The sequence below is a fragment of the Robertmurraya sp. GLU-23 genome, assembly GCF_052983275.1.
Genome location: NZ_JBRKCV010000010.1, coordinates 1 through 19,444, shown reverse-complemented (window position 1 = coordinate 19,444; position 19,444 = coordinate 1). Strand labels below are relative to the sequence as shown.

General features: G+C 39.6%; 16 protein-coding genes. 12 read left to right on the top strand and 4 right to left on the bottom strand.

Annotation, left to right across the window (positions count from 1 at the left end):
* The first annotated feature begins 196 nt into the window (after positions 1-196).
* The 3 genes from ACVBAX_RS15805 to ACVBAX_RS15795 all read left to right on the top strand — a co-directional run bounded on the left by ACVBAX_RS15805 (position 197) and on the right by ACVBAX_RS15795 (position 3,053).
* Positions 197-838: a hypothetical protein gene (locus ACVBAX_RS15805; protein ID WP_447117861.1), complete on the top strand. Its 642-nt coding sequence runs from the start codon at positions 197-199 to the stop codon at positions 836-838.
* Positions 839-1,036: 198 nt separating this feature from the next.
* The gene (locus ACVBAX_RS15800) at positions 1,037-2,752 is read left to right on the top strand and encodes a methyl-accepting chemotaxis protein (protein ID WP_447117860.1); all 1,716 of its coding nucleotides are present in this window, start codon (positions 1,037-1,039) and stop codon (positions 2,750-2,752) included.
* 130 nt (positions 2,753-2,882) lie between these two features.
* On the top strand, positions 2,883-3,053 hold the full coding sequence (locus ACVBAX_RS15795; protein WP_447117859.1) for a hypothetical protein: 171 nt from the start codon (positions 2,883-2,885) through the stop codon (positions 3,051-3,053).
* 145 nt (positions 3,054-3,198) lie between these two features.
* Here the strand turns inward: ACVBAX_RS15795 and ACVBAX_RS15790 are convergent, their stop codons facing one another.
* The 4 genes from ACVBAX_RS15790 to dcuS form a co-directional block, all read right to left on the bottom strand.
* Positions 3,199-3,411, bottom strand: coding sequence for a small, acid-soluble spore protein, alpha/beta type (locus tag ACVBAX_RS15790; RefSeq protein ID WP_447117858.1), 213 nt, complete (start codon positions 3,409-3,411; stop codon positions 3,199-3,201).
* A gap of 545 nt (positions 3,412-3,956) precedes the next feature.
* Positions 3,957-5,153 (bottom strand): NAD(P)-dependent malic enzyme, encoded by a 1,197-nt coding sequence (locus tag ACVBAX_RS15785; protein ID WP_447117980.1) that lies wholly within the window; start codon positions 5,151-5,153, stop codon positions 3,957-3,959.
* Between the two features lie 115 nt (positions 5,154-5,268).
* Complete coding sequence (locus ACVBAX_RS15780; RefSeq protein WP_447117857.1) at positions 5,269-5,982, bottom strand: response regulator; 714 nt, start codon at positions 5,980-5,982, stop codon at positions 5,269-5,271.
* Positions 5,979-7,586: a DcuS/MalK family sensor histidine kinase gene (gene dcuS / locus ACVBAX_RS15775; protein WP_447117856.1), complete on the bottom strand. Its 1,608-nt coding sequence runs from the start codon at positions 7,584-7,586 to the stop codon at positions 5,979-5,981. The genes ACVBAX_RS15780 and dcuS overlap by 4 nt, the downstream gene beginning before the upstream one ends.
* Positions 7,587-7,826: 240 nt before the next feature.
* On the opposite strand from dcuS, the gene ACVBAX_RS15770 reads away from it, so the two are divergent.
* From ACVBAX_RS15770 to ACVBAX_RS15730, 9 genes are all read left to right on the top strand, one after another.
* A complete protein-coding gene (locus tag ACVBAX_RS15770; RefSeq protein ID WP_447117855.1) occupies positions 7,827-9,089 on the top strand; it encodes a dicarboxylate/amino acid:cation symporter in 1,263 nt (420 codons plus the stop codon).
* 722 nt (positions 9,090-9,811) lie between these two features.
* A complete protein-coding gene (locus ACVBAX_RS15765) occupies positions 9,812-10,474 on the top strand; it encodes a DNA-binding response regulator (RefSeq protein ID WP_447117854.1) in 663 nt (220 codons plus the stop codon).
* Positions 10,475-10,870: 396 nt separating this feature from the next.
* Positions 10,871-11,116: a spore coat protein gene (locus tag ACVBAX_RS15760; protein WP_447117979.1), complete on the top strand. Its 246-nt coding sequence runs from the start codon at positions 10,871-10,873 to the stop codon at positions 11,114-11,116.
* A gap of 217 nt (positions 11,117-11,333) precedes the next feature.
* The gene (locus tag ACVBAX_RS15755) at positions 11,334-12,644 is read left to right on the top strand and encodes an MFS transporter (protein WP_447117853.1); all 1,311 of its coding nucleotides are present in this window, start codon (positions 11,334-11,336) and stop codon (positions 12,642-12,644) included.
* Between the two features lie 213 nt (positions 12,645-12,857).
* The gene (locus tag ACVBAX_RS15750; protein WP_447117852.1) at positions 12,858-13,892 is read left to right on the top strand and encodes a LacI family DNA-binding transcriptional regulator; all 1,035 of its coding nucleotides are present in this window, start codon (positions 12,858-12,860) and stop codon (positions 13,890-13,892) included.
* A gap of 47 nt (positions 13,893-13,939) precedes the next feature.
* Positions 13,940-15,172 (top strand): ABC transporter substrate-binding protein, encoded by a 1,233-nt coding sequence (locus ACVBAX_RS15745; RefSeq protein ID WP_447117851.1) that lies wholly within the window; start codon positions 13,940-13,942, stop codon positions 15,170-15,172.
* A gap of 165 nt (positions 15,173-15,337) precedes the next feature.
* A complete protein-coding gene (locus tag ACVBAX_RS15740) occupies positions 15,338-16,174 on the top strand; it encodes a carbohydrate ABC transporter permease (RefSeq protein WP_447117978.1) in 837 nt (278 codons plus the stop codon).
* Positions 16,174-16,992 (top strand): carbohydrate ABC transporter permease, encoded by an 819-nt coding sequence (locus ACVBAX_RS15735; protein ID WP_447117850.1) that lies wholly within the window; start codon positions 16,174-16,176, stop codon positions 16,990-16,992. Before ACVBAX_RS15740 ends, ACVBAX_RS15735 begins: the two co-directional genes overlap by 1 nt.
* Positions 16,993-17,019: 27 nt before the next feature.
* Positions 17,020-19,215, top strand: a complete 2,196-nt coding sequence (locus ACVBAX_RS15730; RefSeq protein ID WP_447117849.1) for an alpha-galactosidase — start codon at positions 17,020-17,022, stop codon at positions 19,213-19,215.
* Positions 19,216-19,444 lie beyond the last annotated feature (229 nt).

Sequence of the window (19,444 nt, the reverse complement as noted above, 5' to 3'; positions counted from 1 at the left end):
ACATTAAATAGGCTTTGAATTTTTGACATACGAATCAAAGGTAAAAGGTCGAATGAGAAAAAACCTCAATGGTCCATTTTAGCTATAGTTGAACAGGACTTTCCTATCAAATTAATATGTTTGTAAAACATAATTTACTAAATATGGTATATTTGTATAATGGTGTATTGACTTACATACTAGGGGAGAAAATAATATGAAAAAGAAAAGAATTTGGTTATTTATTGCAATGATTACGGTATTGTCTTTAGTTGCTTGTGGAAAATCAGAAGAGTCTTCAACAAAAATAGTTGAAGAAAACAATAGTAAATCATCAGGTGAAAATAGTGAAGAAGACAAAGATGTGTTTGAATCTTCATCAAGCAAAGAAGAGGAGGTTCAACCTTCTCAAAATTTGTTGGATAAAAACAAAGAGTTTAAATATGAAGATGGTTCGGTTGTCATGACACTTACAAAAGCCGAATTTACAAAGAAATTTGGAGCATCAAACGCTGATCCAGAAGATACTTGGGCAAACCATGAGATTACCATTGATTCGGAAATTTATCTTCACTTAACTGGAACCATTAAAAACGATACAACTGACTTATTTTCTTTTGGGAATAAGCTTGGGGAAATTAATTTTTCTTTGTTATACGATGGGAAACATACATTTGAGAACACAAGTTCAGCAGAAGAAGAAAACGGGACAAAATTAGGCGCTTCAAGTATCGATGCATTAACGGAAGGGAATATCCATGTTTACTTTCAAGTACCAAAGACGGTCTCTGAATCAGACAAACCTTTAGTTTTAACAGTAACATTGGGTGACGAACCTTTTGAAATTCAGTTGCGTTAATAACATATAGTTCAACGTCAAGTTAAGATATATATTAGGTACAATGAAAGAGAGCAACTAAGGCATTAATCCAAATTGGGTTAATGCTTTTTTGGTTCATGTTGTTTAAAGTCGTTATTTGTCGAACAACAAAGTATTAGATTAGTTTCCTTTTTTAGTATAATAGTCCTATTATTGTTGATTAAGAGGGAGACGTCTATGAGTAAGAGTATAAAATTAAAAATGATTGTTATTTTCTCCAGTTTAATATTGCTATCTGGAATCGTAACTAGCTTTGTATCCTTTCAAACGTCCAAAAATGTTATTACAAGTTCATTAGGGGATCAAGCACTTTCCATTTCTGAAAATGCTGTTAAAGTGATTGATTTGGATCAATATGAGGAAATCTCACTAGATTCAGGGGAAACGGATTACTATTATGAACTAAGAGATAATCTAAACGAAATAAGAGAAACCAATGGTTTGGTCTATTTATATACAATGGGTCGACAAGAAAAAGAAGGAGAATTTGAATATTACTATATGGTTGATGGTATGCTACAAGATGCCTCAGCATTAGGCGATGTCGAAGAGGGCGTAGATGATTACCCCTTGATGGTGAAGGCTTTTGAAACGGGCAAGTCACAGGTTGGGGAATTGACTTATTCAGAAGAGTATGGTGCCTTAGTTTCAGCCTATATCCCTATCAAATCGGATTCTGGAGAATTAATCGGGATTTTAGGTGCTGATTTAGATGCTAGTTTGGTGTATTCGTCACTACAGGCGAGCAAAATAAAGTTAATTTGGATGACAGTTGGAATTGTTTTATTGAGTATATTATTAATTTTCATAGCCACAATGTCACTAGTCAATCCGCTAAAACATTTAGCCAAGAAGGTCGAATTAGTTGGAAAAGGTGATTTAACGGTTACGATTGAATCCAATAGGAAAGATGAAATTGGAAGTTTAACAGATTCATTTAATCACATGCTTCAAGAATTAAAGAGGATGATTGCGGTAATCAATCAAAGCTCGGTAACAATGAGTGGAACAACGTCTCAATTGTTAGTAAGTGCGAACGAAACAAAAGGGGCAAGTAATGAAATATCGGTAATCATGGAGCAAATGGCCTCTCAGGTAGACACTCAATATAAGAGCCTAGATGATAGTGCAAAAATCATTGAAGAAGTGTCAGAGAATATCAATGATATTGCCGTTAACTCATCCGTTGTTACGGAACTTTCTTCCAAGACACAAGGCGAAATTGAGGTAGGCAATCAAAAGGTGAATGATCTAGTGGAGCAAATGAACACCATTAGTCATTCAGTTAATGAATCATCAAACTCCATCATGGCATTACTAGCACATTCCAAAGATATTGAGTCCATTGTAGAAATTATCCAAGGGATCGCTTCTCAAACGAATTTACTTGCGTTAAATGCAGCGATTGAAGCAGCGCGCGCGGGAGAAGCAGGTAAAGGCTTTGCGGTGGTTGCTGATGAAGTGCGTAAGCTAGCTGAGCAATCCGAAAGTTCAACGGTTAATATACGAAACATTATTGAAAAAATAAATAGTGATACGAATGTAACAGCAGAGAAAATGAAGATTGTTTTAGACGATGTAAAAGAAGGAATCCATTCGGTAGGAGAAACGGGAATGGTTTTTAAAAACATTCTAGGGGCCATACAGGAAGTGAATGGAAAGATCCAAGAAGTGACAGCAACGTCTGAAGAAATGTCTGCAGCAACGGAAGAAATCACAGCATCAGCTAAAGAGACAGCAAATATAGCCGAGCAAGCATCAACTGAAGTAAGGAAAACCGTGGATATTACATTAGAACAAGAACGTTTAGTGTTACATATGACGGAGTCTATTGAAGAGCTTGTTAAAATGGCATCAAACATGAAGGAATTAACAGGGAAATTTAAATTATAAGAGACGAACATAAAATTGTCCAAAAACCTTGTCGTAAAATATTGTCTACTTCCAAGTCCTTTAAGATAATGTTCTTAAAGGACTTATTTGTAATAAGGAAGAATCATAGATAATCAAAAAGGAGAGATATATGAACTTCATCGCTAAACATTCCACTGCCATATTGTTTTCCGTAATTGTGGTAATGATCGTTAAAAATGTTCTTCCCATCTCTCAACTTTTAAAAGAAGTGTTAAGTATCGTCTCGCTCTTTGTTGTCCTAGTGGTAGTAACTATCAAGAAAAGATATAAGAGAAAGTAAAGAAACGTGTCGAATATTTCCAAGGAAATTACGACTTATTTCCTCAATTATTTACACGAAACTGGGAAACGCAACAAAATAAATGGGAGAGGTAAGTTAGATTACCTCTCCCAAGACAAAAAACTAAGGATAAATTATTACAAAATTAGCGGAAGTTGCCGCCCATTGATTGTTCGGCCATTCTCACTAGGCGTTTTGTGATTTCTCCACCTACTGATCCGTTTGCACGTGCAGATGTTTCAGGTCCTAAATTTACACCAAATTCACTAGCAATTTCGTACTTCATTTGTTCAAGTGCTTGCTCAGCCCCAGGTACTACTAATTGATTAGAGTTATTTCCACGGTTGTTTCTGTCCATTTCAATCTCTCCTTTTCGTTGGTGTAGCTATATATTTTGCACCTTTTGAAAAAATATACATTCATATAAAAAAAAGAAAAAATACGGTTCCGTTTTTTTTCAAAAACAATAAAAATGTAAGTTGAAATGAGTGCCAATTTGTTTATTTGGGTGGAGATAACATATACAATTTATCTTACAAAAAAATAAGCGGAGGTTTTCCGGTTATACTGCAGAGTAGAGCTCTTTTTAGGGTATATAAGGGGAGATTTTCCGATTATGCAAAGTGAAATTGCCCATTCTTCCGTTTTTTGAGCCAATAGCCGGAATCTCTCCGTCTATTTCTGCTATTTTCATTGCTATTAGATAAGTTAAGAGGAATTTCTCCGCTTAATTATCAACCCTGCTGAAGCCCGCCTTAATGTCCGCTCTTTTGGGATGGGAGATTAGTTCAACAAGAAATCAAAGATGGATATTAAAAATGGCTCAGTATTGTAAACTGAGCCATTCAGGTCAAATGGGGCTACTTTTTTGATTTTACTAATCTGTGACCAGAAAAGGGCGTTTTACGATACTGATACCGAACTTTTGCTTTTGTTCTGCTGAATAGCAGCAACCGAAACGGCTTTGGCCACCATTTTTGCCACTCTTTCATCCAGTGCGCTAGGAATGACATGGTCGGCTTTTAAATCTTTTTCTGAAACAGCTTCTGCAATCGCATAAGCGGCAGCCAATTTCATTTCTGTTGTAATATCCTTTGCTCCCACATCCATGGCGCCTCGGAAAATGCCAGGGAAGGCAAGTAAGTTATTTACCTGGTTCGGGTAATCGGATCGACCCGTTCCTACGATAGCGGCACCTGCAGCAAGGGCTTCTTCTGGGTAAATCTCTGGGATCGGGTTTGCCATAGCAAACACAATCGGATCCTTCGTCATAGATTGGATATGTTCTGGCTTCATAGCACCGGGTCCAGATACTCCAATAAACACATCTGATCCATGGATCGCATTAGCTAATGTTCCGCGAACTCTTTTTAAATTGGTCACTTCTGCCATCTCTTGTTGGGCTGAATTCATCCATCTTTCGCCTTTGCTGACCACACCTTCAAGGCTTACAAGGGTGATGTCTTGAAATCCTGCCTGCATCAAAAGCTTGGCAATCGCAATTCCAGCTGCTCCTGCCCCGTTAATCACAATTTTAAGGGACCGGTGCTGTTTATTGACTACTTTTACTGCATTGATTAACGCAGCAAGAACGACAATGGCTGTACCGTGTTGATCATCGTGAAAAACGGGGATATCAAGTTCTTGCTTTAATCGTTCTTCAATTTCAAAGCAACGAGGAGCGGAAATATCCTCAAGATTTACTCCTCCAAAACTAGGAGATAGTGCCTTAATGATTCCGACAATCTCATCCACATTTTTCGTATCTAAACAAAGTGGAAAAGCATCTACATTGGCAAACTTTTTAAAAAGAAGAGCTTTTCCTTCCATAACAGGGAGGGCTGCCTTTGGTCCGATATCGCCCAAGCCTAAAACGGCTGTCCCATCTGACACAATAGCAACCATATGTCCTCTAGATGTTAACACATCGACTTGCTCTGGATTCTCCACTATTGCTTTACAAACGTCCGCTACTCCAGGTGTATATACGAGACTCAGTTGTTCCTCAGTAGTTACATCAATTTTGCTGACAATCTCAATTTTTCCCAAATGTTTTTTATGAAGCTTAATGGCTTCCTCTTTTAGATTTATCAATGATATCTACCCCTTTGGTAATCGCTTTCAATCTTTCTACATCGTAATGAAAATGACCAAGGTTTGATAGATTTTGTAACTATACAACTTTTTTAAATTAAAAAAAGTGGAAATGCACTTTTTAAAGATACATGTCCACTTGGTTTAGTTTTTCTACTTGTAGTGTATATAAATATACCGGTCTACCAATTCCGTAGGTTAATGATTCCTTTAATACACCTAGCTGGGTTAAGAACTTTAAATATTTCCTTACTGATACACGGGAGATATACGTACTTTCTGAAATATCATCAGTAGAGAAAGGGTGTGTTCCTTTTGTTTTCATCATCTCTACTACAACTTGTAGAGTGCTGCTCGTTAATCCTTTGGGTAAATCAATGATCGGTTCTTCAACCTGAGTTTGCTCTGTACTGAGAATTCGATCATCAAGATCTTCTTGTTTAAGCACGGCATGACTAGCAAAAAACATATATTTATCTTGAAACTTCAGCAGTGCTTGTTGAAATCGATCAAACTCAAATGGTTTGATTAAGTAGTCAACGGCACCGAGCCTAAGCGCCGTTTGAACTTTATCCTTCTCCCCGGCAGCGGTAATGAGGATCACATCTGTTTCTATAAGGTGTTCTCTTATATATTTTAGCAAAACTAGTCCGCTATCACCTGGCATATACACATCTAGTAAAATAAGTTCAACGGATTCCTTTTGAAGAAAGATGATCGCATCCTTTACATTATGTACCATGCCTGAGAGACGAAATCCTTTCATATCTTGGAGAAAACGTTTATTAATTTCAGCAACCATCGGATCATCTTCAACGATTAGAACCTTTATCATGATTCCACCTCTTTGCTTTTATAAGGTATTTTTATATAAATATTGGTTCCTAACATCCATTTCGAGTCGATTTGGAGTTCGCCACCGAGCGTTTGGACGCTCTTTTCCACTAAGTGTAGTCCATAGCCTCGGTTGTCTCCTTTAGTGGAGTAACCTTTTTCAAAGATTCGTTCCTGCGTTTCAACAGATATTCCCGGTCCGGAGTCCATCACTTCCATGTCTAGCCACTCACCATCATAGCTAAAACTCACTTCAAGCGTTTTTTCTTCGCAATCGACCATTGCCTCAATCGCATTATCGATCACATTCCCGAGAATAGTGATCAGCTCATGTGTGGTTGTTTGCTCGGCAGGTTCAGGAATGACGGTCCCAGTTTCAATCGTGAGATCGACGTTTTGTTCCCTGGCATAACTCAATTTTCCAAGAATAAACCCTCCGAGAGCAGGGTCCTTGAAATGTTCGGTGATGTTTCCAAATTCTTGGTTTCTGTAACTGACCAAAGTACGAATAAAATCGGTGAGTTCACTGTAAGACTTTAACTCGATCATTCCTCGAATCACATGTAGACGATTCATAAATTCATGTGATTGGGCACGAAGCGCATCGGTATAGGTTCTAACTCCTGTTAATTGCTCAGCGAGCTGATTGATCTCTGTTTTATCACGGAAGGTGGAAATAGCTCCTACTACTTGTCCATTAACCAACAGTGGGACACGATTGACGAGAATCGAGACTCCATTAATGTTCTGTTCCTCATCTAGTTCAGGCTCACCTGTTTGTAACACTCGATCCAATCCGGTGGAAGGCATATAGTCGTGAATGTTCATCCCCACTGGATTAGAATCTAGGCCAGCTTTTTGAAAAATTTGAAGGGCGGACTTGTTGACGAGTGTGATCGTCGATTGATGATCCACCGCAATAATTCCTTCATGAACGGATTGTAGCATCGTGCTTCTTTCCTCTGTGATCTTTGCTATGGCAAAAGGCTCTAGCCCAAGTAGTGTCCTTTTAATATATCTCGCTAGTAAAATAGCGCCGATTACACCGACCAATAGTCCAAAAAACGTAACGATCAATATGTTCCGATGGCTTCGTCCGAGTGCAGTCTCTACACTTTTTAGCGATATTCCGACTGCCACTACTCCGATTTGTTCGTTATTTTTATTGTAAATGGGCGTAAATGCACGTACTGATTCACCTAACGTACCCTTTGAGATGGACACATACTCTTTTCCTTTTAGCGCCTGCTTTTCATCTCCTCCCACAAAATGCTTTCCGATTTCGTCCGGGTTTGGATGTGTTCTCCGTATGCCCTTCATATCCATCACCACAACGAACATCATTTCTGTGGCTGTTTGAATATCATTTGTATAGTCTTGAACGGAGTTGGAGTACGTTCTGTTTTCTAACGCGTCTATGACTATATGAGACTTTGAAACGGTTCTTGCGACGATCCTCGCTTTTTCCTCTGAATTGGCTTGTATGCTTTTACTAACTGAATGGCTGATTAATAGGTCAGTGATCATCAATGAAATGAGGACAACCAGACAGACAAGGAAGATGATTACCGTACTAAGTTTAAAACGTACATGCCGTATACGCACTTTCGTAACCTCCAAACCAAGGACTGTTGTTATTTTTACACTATAAAATGAAATCGCTTTAAAATAAAGGATTTGTTTTCGGAAGAGCCTCAATAACCTCATTACTATGTTGCTTACATTAATTACAAAAAGATTTTATAAGTTTTATTAACTATTCTTAGTTTTCGCAAAATTGTAACATGTGTTTAACAGAGTGAATGAAATCGTTTTCAAAATAATTTTATTTTAGGAGGAGACCACATGAGAATTAATTTTAAGAGTCTTACCACTCAAGTAATTCTAGGTATTATATTGGGGATCACCGTCGGGTTTGTGTTTCCGGAGATTGGATCACAGTTAAAAGTGATCGCTGATATATTTATTAAGCTAGTAAAAATGGTCATCGCACCAATTATTTTCCTAACGATTGTCATCGGGATTGCAGGCATGGGGGATTTAAAGAAGGTTGGAAAAATTGGTGGGAAAGCCCTGCTATATTTTGAAATCGTCTCAACGATTGCGTTAGCAATTGGAATTATCGTTGCGAATGTGATTAAAGCGGGTAAGGGGATTGATGCGGAGGCAGGGAAGGGAGATATCTCTCAATACACAAAGGCTGCTGAAGAAACGAGTCACGGATTTATGGACTTTGTTGTTTCCATCATTCCTGATAGCTTTATTGGTGCGTTTGCGAATGGTGAACTGCTACCTGTCCTTTTATTGGCTTGTATGTTTGGAATTTCTCTTGCTCATTTAGGAAAGAAAGGGAAACCAGTTATTGAGTTTTTTGAAAAGATCACAGAGGTGTTCTTCGGCATTGTAAATATCATCATGAAGGTTTCTCCGTTCGCTGCATTTGGAGCAATGGCGTATACGATTGGTGAATTCGGAATTGGCTCACTTGTTTATCTTGGAAAGCTGATGGGATCGGTTTATATCACCATGGCCCTATTTATTGTTCTTATTCTTGGTGGAATTGCTAAAATGTTCGGATTCAGTATCTTTAAGTTTATTGCATACATTAAAGAAGAAATTCTTCTTGTGATAGGGACTTCCTCGTCTGAAGCGGCTCTTCCTAAAATGATGGAAAAGCTTGAGAAGTACGGTTGCTCCAAGCCAGTGGTAGGACTTGTTCTTCCAACGGGGTATTCCTTTAATCTAGATGGAACCTCCATTTACCTGTCAATGGCTGCATTGTTTATTGCTCAAGCCTATGGAGTAGATCTAAGTATTTGGCAACAGCTGACACTTCTAGGGGTATTGATGCTTACATCGAAAGGAGCTGCAGGTGTTACCGGTTCAGGCTTTGTCACGCTAGCTGCGACACTAGCCGTATTCCCTTCGATTCCAGTAGAAGGTATGGCACTTATCCTTGGGGTTGACCGCTTCATGTCAGAAGCACGAGCTATCACGAACCTTATCGGTAACGGTGTTGCAACGGTTGTTATTTCAAAGACAGAAGGGGAGTTTAAACCCGTTCAAGAGGTTGAGTCTAAGGTGAATAAAAAGGAAATCACTGCATAGATATTTTCGGGTGCTTTCTTCAGAAAAGATGTATGGATTTTGTCATACGTCTTTTCTTTATTTGTTAATGTTTCTAAGATGGTCAGTTGGCGGAACAGGTTAAAAGCACCCGAGCTGATAAATAGACGGATAAATTCCGCTTAATTAGAAATTATTATTAAAAAAGGGTTAAATAGGCGGAGAGATTCCGACTATTGGCTCGAAAACTTCGAAAATAGGAGATTTTGCATTGCATAACCGGAAAACCTCCCCTTATTTACCCCCAAACGAGGCTCCATTCTGCATCTAACCGGAAATTCTACGCTTATTTTTGCTGGTCACTCGATGAGGGACAAGACAAATTTTAGAAGAAAGTGACTTTTATCTCCAAAAGTCCAAGAGTACCTCATTTTGATGAATGCTGACAGGATGGAGAGGTTAAAATGTTGTAGAAAGAAAAAAATGGATTGACAAATGTAAGAATTCTATTAATCTAAAAATAGTTCTATCCCCAAGTTATTCTCAAAAGAGTCTTTTTCCTTAACTACTCCGCATGTCTTTATTTGTCGTTTACAATTCTCCAACCACATTAAACTTCTTTTTCACTCGCATTTACACTTATAAAGTTTATTTATCCGAAGTTCAACTGAATAAATAATTGAACGATTCATTCGTAGCACCGATTATTAAATGCCCATGTTGTGGATGTTCTACATCAGTATTTAGATAGGAGGAAAGATGTTATGGGATTTGAAGAAGAATACCAGGCCTTTTTGAATGCTCACTTGCAGGCAAGAACCGGTGAACGGTTGCGACGTTTACAAGAAGGTCACAATCAGGCTGAAATGGTGTTTTTGAAGCAAGTGTGGTGGCCTTTATATCACCATTTCAAGTATCTTCATCCAGAATATGAAGTTGATGATTTCAAGGATGGCAAAAGGTATTTGGATTTTGCTTATATTCGTCCAGCCGTCCGGAATTGCCTGGAAGTCGACGGGTATGGCCCGCACCTAAAGAGCATAAGCAGATGGCAATTTTCTGACAGCCTGGAACGTCAAAACCAGCTGGTGATTGATGGATGGACTGTGATCCGCTTTTCCTATGACCAAGTGAAAGAGCAGCCCCGTCGATGCCAGCAGATTGTTCAGCAAGTGATTGGCCGATGGCTGGGTGATGAACTAGACCAGACATCTCTGTCCTTTCTAGAAAAGGAAGTGCTTCGGCTAGCGATTCGAAAAGGAGAAGTTATATCCCCTAAAGAAGTTGAGAAGTATTTGAAGCTAAGTGACAAGACGGTAAAAAAAATACTTTCTCAACTGGTCGCTAAAAAAATGCTGATTCCCGCATCTGGGACTAGGAGGGTTCGCACTTATAGGTTGGGCGATCAGGTTAAGCAGCCTATCTGATCAATAGACGGAGAAATTTCGCTTAAGTAGTAAATAATATAAAAAAATAGTCCTAATAGACGAAGAAATTCCGCCTATTACCCCGAAAAACGTAAAAATAGATGGTTTTGCTTTGCTTAACCGGAAAACCTCCCCTTATTATCCCCAAACGAGGCTCCATTTTGCATCTAACCGGAAATTCTCCGCTTATTTACTGGATACCAATAACGATGCCAATACAACTGTATTTTATAAATTAACGCTCCCCTTAATTAAGTTGAGTCAGCATATAGATTCAGGCTTAACAAAATCTCCTTCGTAAAGGCGTTCACCCATACCGAATAGGCTGGCGCCGCATATCCTTTTATTGTATTTAAATACAATAGAGGAGGAATTACCTTGAATAATGAACATCAAATGTTAACACATGATGTAAGAATTCGTCCTGGCTTTGGATTCGGTCGACCTGGTTTTGGATTCGGCAGACCAGGATTTGGATTTGGTAGACCAGGTTTCGGTCGTCCTGGCTTTGGAGGTTTTGGTCTAGGCTTCTTAGGAGGTCTTGCTGCAGGTGCATTATTAACTCCAGGTCCTGGTTTTGGATATGCGTACCCTTATCCTTACCTTTATTATCCGCCTTATCCGTATCCTTATTATTATTAATAATGTAAAAACGTTTTCGCAGTAACGGCTGTTTCGTAAACAGCCGTTTTTCTATGTAAAATGAAATTCCTTTCTCTAAAAATACATATTTTGTATGATATGGTAGTCTTATATAATAGTGAGATGATGTTGGAAACAAGATTTATTATCTTACCAATTCATACCCCTAGTAGTATAATAAAGGAATCAGTACAATGGAAGAAAGGGGATTAGAATTATGTCAACTAAAACTGAAAACCATCCATCCTGGGTGTACCCATACATTGACTCCAAAGAAAAGCAACAAGCATTATACAAACGAACGCTTCTGATTGTCGTGTTATCTCAAATTTTTGGAGGGGCGGGGCTTGCATCGGGCATCACTGTGGGGGCGCTTCTTGCCAAGGATATGCTTGGGACGGATAGCTTTTCAGGTCTTCCGGTTGCATTGCTGACATTAGGGTCTGCGGGTTCGGCATTGCTAGTTGGTCATCTTTCTGACCGATATGGACGCCGCTTTGGTTTAGCTGCTGGCTTTTTAGCGGGAGGACTTGGAGCAATAGGTGTAGTCCTTGCTGCGGTAGCTAGCAATATCATCCTCCTTTTTGCTTCTCTGTTAATCTATGGAGCAGGAACGGCAACGAATTTACAGGCGCGCTATGCAGGGACTGATTTAGCCAATGCAAAACAACGAGCAACAGCCATTAGTATTGCGCTAGTGTCCACAACGTTTGGAGCGGTTGCGGGCCCGAACTTGGTTGGTCCCATGGGAGAGTTTGCTGCCTCAATCGGGGTACCGACATTAGCTGGTCCCTTCCTATTAGGTGCGGCTGCCTTCATCTTAGCGGGACTTATGATTCTTATTTTTCTACGACACGATCCACTTATTGTAGCGAAGGCGATTGCTAAGAGAGAGAGTCAAAACAATCACCTTAACAAGGAGACTGCCGTAACGGCTATTAATAAAAAAGGAATCATTGCGGCTGCAACCATCATGGTGCTAACTCAAATAGTCATGGTAGCGATTATGACGATGACCCCCATTCATATGGGGCATCATGGCCATGGTTTACAAGAGGTAGGGATGGTTATTGGCTTTCATATCGGTGCCATGTACCTGCCATCTCTTTTAACGGGGATGCTTGTTGACAAGGTAGGACGGATCTCCATGGCGATTGCAGCAGGTAGCATTTTACTTGCCGCAGGGGTTATGGCTGCATTTGCTCCGACGGATAGCATGTTTGTTCTAACGGTCGCTCTTATTCTTTTGGGACTCGGTTGGAATATCGGTTTGATTAGTGGAACGACGATTTTAGTGGATGCGACAAGTCTTTCCACGCGTGCGAAGACACAAGGGACTATTGATGTTCTTGTTGCGTTATCAGGTGCATCAGGTGGGGTGCTTTCTGGGGTAGTGGTTGCGTATTCTAGCTATGCAACACTTTCTATTGCAGGAGGAATTCTTTCGTTACTGCTTATTCCGGTGGTGATGTGGTCGTTAAAGCAGCCTTTAGTGGAGGAGCAGCTTAATCAAAAGGTAGGAATTTAGAAAACAAAAAGGGATCTTCCATAGGGAGATCCTTTTTCCGTCCGCATAACTAGTTAACGTAACTGAAATTATAAGTTATTTTACTAAGTGTTTACTAAGATTTATGATAAAAATTCAATTATTTTATAAAAATCTATTGAATGTAACCGTTTTTATTGATATATTCATAACAATAAGTTTAGTAAATTTTACTTAATAAAAGGCTGTGATCATATGACAACAATCAAAGACATTGCGGTGCATGCAAATGTCTCAACCGCAACGGTTTCACGAATTTTAAATAATGACCCTACGCTTTCTGTTTCTGATATCACACGTAAAAGAGTTCAGGAAGTTGTTCATGAATTAAATTATAAGCCTGCTAGAAAAAAGAGTGTGAAAGCGGAAAAGGGTACGGAAACACACAATATTGGGCTTTTACTAACTACAACAAAGGAAGAGGAGGCACGAGATCCATATTTTATGAGCATCCGTAATGGAGTTGAAATGGCTAGTGAAGAATACGGGTTAAATATTACCTCTGTTTTTAATGTTGGGTTAAGTGATATTAACTCTGTGGTCTTGTCTGGATTAAGCGGATTAATCGTTATCGGTAGAGTGAACGTTGAAGAACTGCAAGATGTTTACTTCGATAACAAGAAAATAGTTTTTATCGACTCAGTTCCAGAGCAAAAGGGATATGACGTGGTGATCTCAGATTTAGAAAATGCTACCGATGAAGTGCTCAAACATCTATTTGAGTTAGGACATAAGGATATTGCCTATATGGGTGGAGGAGTCTTCTTTAAGGGCTTATACAACCAAGAGTTTGTAGGGGATGAGGATGCTCGTAAGCTAGCGTATGAAAAAATCATGAAGGAAAAAGGTTTCTATCAAGAAGAACGTGTGCTAGTGGGAGATTGGAGTCCCAATGGGGGCTATGTTCTAATGAATCAACTCATCGAGTCGGGACAGTTACCAAGCGCAGTGGTTTGTGCTTCAGACCCAATGGCTCTCGGGGCCTTTCGAGCCTTGCATGAAGCGGGGATCAAGGTTCCTGAAGATATATCCATCATTAGCTTTGACGATATTGATGCAGCTGCTTATCTCCAACCAGCCCTTTCAACTGTGAAAATCCATTCTTTTGAAATGGGGAAAACAGCAGTGAAACTTCTGCAAGACCGAATAAAAGGAAGAGAGCTTCCAATGAAAGTAATTCTTCCAACTGAACTCATCCTAAGGGAAAGCACAGAAATAAAAAAGGCATGAACATGATGTTGGTTCCTAATAAAAATTGATTATAGGGGGATTTTTTCATGAAAAAGACAATTGCAATTCTTTCTGCTGGTGTATTATCAATGTCTCTTCTAGTTGGTTGTGGTGGAGGGGATGCAGCTTCATCTGATGGCAAAGTAAAGATTGAGTTTTTCCATCATAAGCGTGAAGGAATGGAAACCATTGATAAGCTGATCGCTAAATTTGAAAAAGAAAATCCAAATATCGATGTGGAGCAAGCGAGTCCGCCTGAGCCATCCACTGTTTTAAGAACAAGAGTTTCTAAGAGTGATATTCCTGATATTATCGGAGTCGGTGGGGATATGACCTATAAGGATCTTTCCGAAGCTGGAGTTTTTACCGATATCTCTGATGATAAAAGTTTGGAAAAGATTCAACCAGCATACGTACAGATGCTAAAGGATGTGTCTGGCCTTGATGAAGTATATGCAATTCCATTTGCTACGAATGCGGTAGGAGTCATTTACAATAAGGCTATTTTTACAGAGCTTGGTCTAGAAATTCCGAACACATGGGATGAATTTATTGATGTCTCTGAAAAAATTAAAGCAGCAGGGAAAACTCCTTTCTTCCATACATATAAAGATGCATGGACAACATTGCCTTCATTTAATGCCCTAGTTGCGAACACACAAGGTGATGATTTCTACTCAGAATTAAACAAGGGCAATATTCTTGCTGGTGAAAGATACGAGGAAGCTGCGGAAAAGATGATCCAATTAACAGAATATGGTCATAAAAATCAGCAAGGTGTTGGCTACAATGATGGAAACACAGCCTTTGCTAACGGAGAAGCAGCCATGTACTTACAAGGTGTGTGGGCGATTCCCGAAATTAAAAAGGCAAACCCGGATCTTGAGCTAGGAGTATTTCCTTTCCCTGCTACCAACAATGCGGACGAAGTGAAAGTGATATCTGGTGTGGATCTGATCTTAGGCTTAGCTGCATCTTCTAAACATCCTGAAGAAGCGAAAAAGTTCATTGAATTCCTATTAGAAGAAGAAAATGCGAAGCAGTATATTCAGGAACAAAACTCGTTTTCTGCTTTAAACGGGATCACGCAGGATGACCCATCTGTTGCAGATCTAAAAGCTAGCTTTGAGAAGGGTGCTTTAACGGATTTCCCTGACCACTATATTCCTACGGGAGTGGCACCAGAGAAAACGCTACAAACATTAGTACTTGAGAAAGATGTGGATGCGTTCCTTGAAAAACTGCAAAAAGATTGGGAAAAAGTACAGGATCGTAAATAAATATTTAGGAGGAGAAATTGGGATTCCCAATTTCTTTTTCCTTACATTGGGAGTGAAAAACTGATGAAAGAAGACAACCCTGCTATTCAAGCACAGAATATTTCTCCTAAGGTTGCTAATAAAACAAAGAGAAAAATTAAGTCTAGAGAATTGACCTACTACTTCATGGTGTTACCAGCCGTAATTCTTTTTGCGGCGTTTCACACATTCCCGGCTCTACAGGGAATTTATTATTCTTTTACGAATTGGAATGGAATCAGCTTAGATTATGATTTTGTTGGATTGAAGAACTATATCAATCTATTTAAAGATGTAACCGTACTTGATTCATACCTTTTCACCTTTAAGTTCGCTATTTTTGCTGCGATTCTTGTAAATATCATTAGTTTGGCAGTCGCCATCGGATTAAACTCGAAAATTAAAGGGCGAAACTTTTTTAGAGCCGTTTATTTCTTGCCGAATGTGTTAAGTGTATTGATCGTCGGATTTATCTTTAACTTCTTTTTCACCAATATCCTTCCTGATCTGGGTGAAAAATACAAAATTGAGTTTTTAACAACCAATATTCTTGGTAGCGCAGACTTTGCCTGGATTGGAATTTTACTTGTGTTTGTATGGCAGGCTTGTGCATTTAATATCATTTTATATCTATCAGGCTTACAAACGGTTCCTTCTGAGCTTTATGAAGCCTCTAGCCTGGATGGAGCAAATAAGTGGCAACAATTTTGGAAGGTGACCTTCCCGATGATTGCTCCATTTTTCACGATTAACATGGTGTTATCGATGAAGAATTCTTTGATGGTATTTGATCAGATTGTGGCGATGACCGGAGGAGGGCCTGGGAACTCGACTACATCAATCTCATTACTCATTTATACTGGCGGGTTTAGTGGTGGAGAGTTTGCCTTCCAGTCTGCGAATGCAGTGATTTACTTTATTGTGATTATGCTAATCTCAGTGTTTCAGTTAAAAATTTTACAAAAAAGGGAGATGGATATGTGATGGAAAAAAGAACAAATTGGCCGGTAACGATACTCATCACTTTAGGCTCCTTACTCATCATTTTTCCGTTGTATATGGCTATCTCCATTGCGATGAAAAATCCTCAAGAGCTGGCTCAGTCAGCCTTGTCTTTCCCGATGAACTGGCACTGGGACAATTTCACGAGAGCGATCGAAGCGACTAACTTCTTTAGTGCCTTGAAAAATAGTACGATTATTACGATTTTTACATTAGTATTCACGATTCTATCAAACTCCATGGTTGCGTATGCAATTGCTAGAAATATGCATCGTAAGCTGTTTAAAACGCTGTATTTCTATTTCGTCAGTGCTTTGTTTATTCCGTTTCCCATTATCATGTTACCGGTTGTGAAACAAACGTCTGCACTAGGTTTGAATAATCCGGCTGGCTTGATTCTTCTTTATGTAGTGTACGGAATGGCAATGAATATCTTTATTTATGTAGGCTATATTCGTTCCATTCCACAAGAGCTTGAAGAAGCGGCCATTGTTGATGGATGCAGCACCTGGGGAGTGTTCTGGAAGGTGATTTTCCCATTGCTGACACCGATCAATGCGACAGTAGGAATCTTAACCTGCCTATGGGCTTGGAATGATTTCTTGCTTCCGTTAATTATTTTAAGTGATTCGGCTGACGCAACACTTCCACTCGTGCAATATGTGTTCCAAACGGAATTTGGAACGGATTATAATTTGGCATTTGCTTCTTATTTATTAGCGCTAGCTCCAATGGTTCTCGTGTATTTATTTGCACAAAGATGGATCATTGGTGGAGTGGTAAAAGGTGCGATCAAGTAAATTATTCAGTTAGGAGTTGTACTCAACATGGGAATTCAATATCGTTCGGAAGATAGCCTCTTTCATTTGCAGGCAAAAGATACAAGTTATGTGATACAAATCGCGAAAGGTGGCTATTTGCTTCATTTGTACTGGGGTAAGAGAATTAAGGCATACCGTCATTCGAATTATATCCAACAGGTAGACCGTGGGTTCTCTGGAAATCCTTATGAACAAAAGGAGGATCGTACGTTTTCATTAGATACCTTGCCACAGGAATACCCTCAATACGGAAATACGGATTTTAGAAAGCCTGCTTACCAAATTCAATTGCCAAACGGGTCGACGGTCTCTGACTTACGTTATGATTCGCATGTGATTTTTAAAGGGAAAAAGATGCTTGAGGGTCTGCCAGCTACCTATGTGGAGGACGAAAACGAAGCGGAGACTCTAGAGATCACCCTGAAGGATCCGGTAGCGGGGCTAACTGTTATCCTGAGCTATACAGTGTTTGAACAGTTGAATGTGATTACGAGGTCGGTCAGATTTAAAAATGATAGCTCAGAAAATATGAATCTCTTGAGTGCGCTAAGTATGAGCGTTGATTTTATGGATGCAGACTTTGATTTCTTACATCTTCACGGTGCGCATGTGAAGGAAAGACATATTGCCAGACAGCCTCTTCGTCACGGCATTCAGTCCATTGAAAGTGCAAGAGGAGCAAGCTCTCATCAGCATAATCCGTTTATCGCTTTGTTACGAAAAGGGACAACGGAAGATGTAGGCGAAGTGTACGCATTTAATTTCGTGTATAGTGGGAATTTCCTGGCTCAGGCAGAAGTGGATCAATTTAGTACCACCCGAGTGACGATGGGAATTAATCCATTCGATTTCAGTTGGAAACTGGAAGGTGGGGAAGAGTTTCAAGCTCCTGAGGTCGTCATGGTGTATTCCTCATCAGGTGTAGGTGATATGTCTAGAACCTTCCATGACCTTTATCGTTCACGACTAGTAAGAGGAACGTTTAGAGATAAAGAGCGTCCGATTTTAGTAAACAACTGGGAAGCGACGTATTTTGACTTTGATGCAGATAAAATTATGGATATTGCCAAAGCAGGAAATGAGTTAGGTATTGAGCTTTTTGTATTGGATGATGGTTGGTTTGGAAAAAGAGACAATGACAAGACATCATTAGGCGATTGGTTCGTTGATCAAAACAAGCTCCCTAAAGGATTAAATCATCTTGCCAACGAAGTAAATTCGTTAGGAATGCAGTTCGGTTTATGGTTTGAACCTGAAATGATCTCTGTGGATAGCGACCTGTATCGCGAGCATCCAGATTGGTGTCTACATGTGCCGCATCGTCCAAATTCAGAAAGCAGAAATCAATTAATTCTTGATTTTTCAAGGGAGGATGTATGCGAGGAGATTACCAAAAGGGTATGTGATATTCTGGCAAGCGCCCCAATCTCTTATGTGAAATGGGATATGAACCGTCATATGACAGAAATCGGCTCCGCTCTTCTTCCACCGGACCGTCAAAGAGAGACGGCGCATCGATACATGCTTGGGTTGTATCAGGTGATGGAGAAGATTACTTCATCTTTCCCAGATGTGCTATTCGAAAGCTGTTCAGGTGGTGGAGGGAGATTTGACCCTGGCATTCTATACTATATGCCTCAAACGTGGACGAGTGATAACACAGATGCCATTTCTCGCTTGAAAATTCAGTATGGAACGAGCCTTGTGTATCCAATCGTATCGATGGGATCTCATGTATCGGCTGTTCCGAACCATCAAGTAGACCGAATCACCTCACTAGATATTCGAGGGGATGTGGCGATGTCAGGAAACTTAGGATACGAACTCGACTTAACCAAGCTGCCGGCAAGTGAAAAAGATGTGGTTAAAAAGCAGGTGGAATCATACAAGGAAATCAGAGGACTGGTCCAATTCGGACATTTTTACCGTCTATTAAGTCCATTCGAAGGAAACGAAACGGCGTGGTTATTTACGAATGATGATCAATCGGAAGCTCTCGTTTTCTATTTCTCGGTTTTAGCAGAACCTGCGGCACCATTGAAATTTTTAAAGGTAACTGGTATTGATCCAAACAAGCAATATCAGTTGGTTGGGACGGACCAAGTATTTGGTGGAGACGAGCTTATGTATGTGGGTTTGAGTATTCCAGTGGAGCTTAGAGGAGATTTTCAAAGTTATAGTTGGTATTTGAGGGAAAAATAATTATATAGAGAAAAACATTTTTTGCTAATAGGTAGCAGTAGATTCGGGAAGAATCTACTGCTTTTTTTATGGAAACGAAAACCCCGGGCTAGGCCCGGGGTTCCAAAAAGCTTTCAGCGTGGTATTAAAAAAACTTCCCCGTGGTGCTAAAATATTTTTGGTTCGCCAACCAAAATACCAGCACGGAGGAAGTCCCATGTCTAAAGACAATAATAGTTTAGCACACACT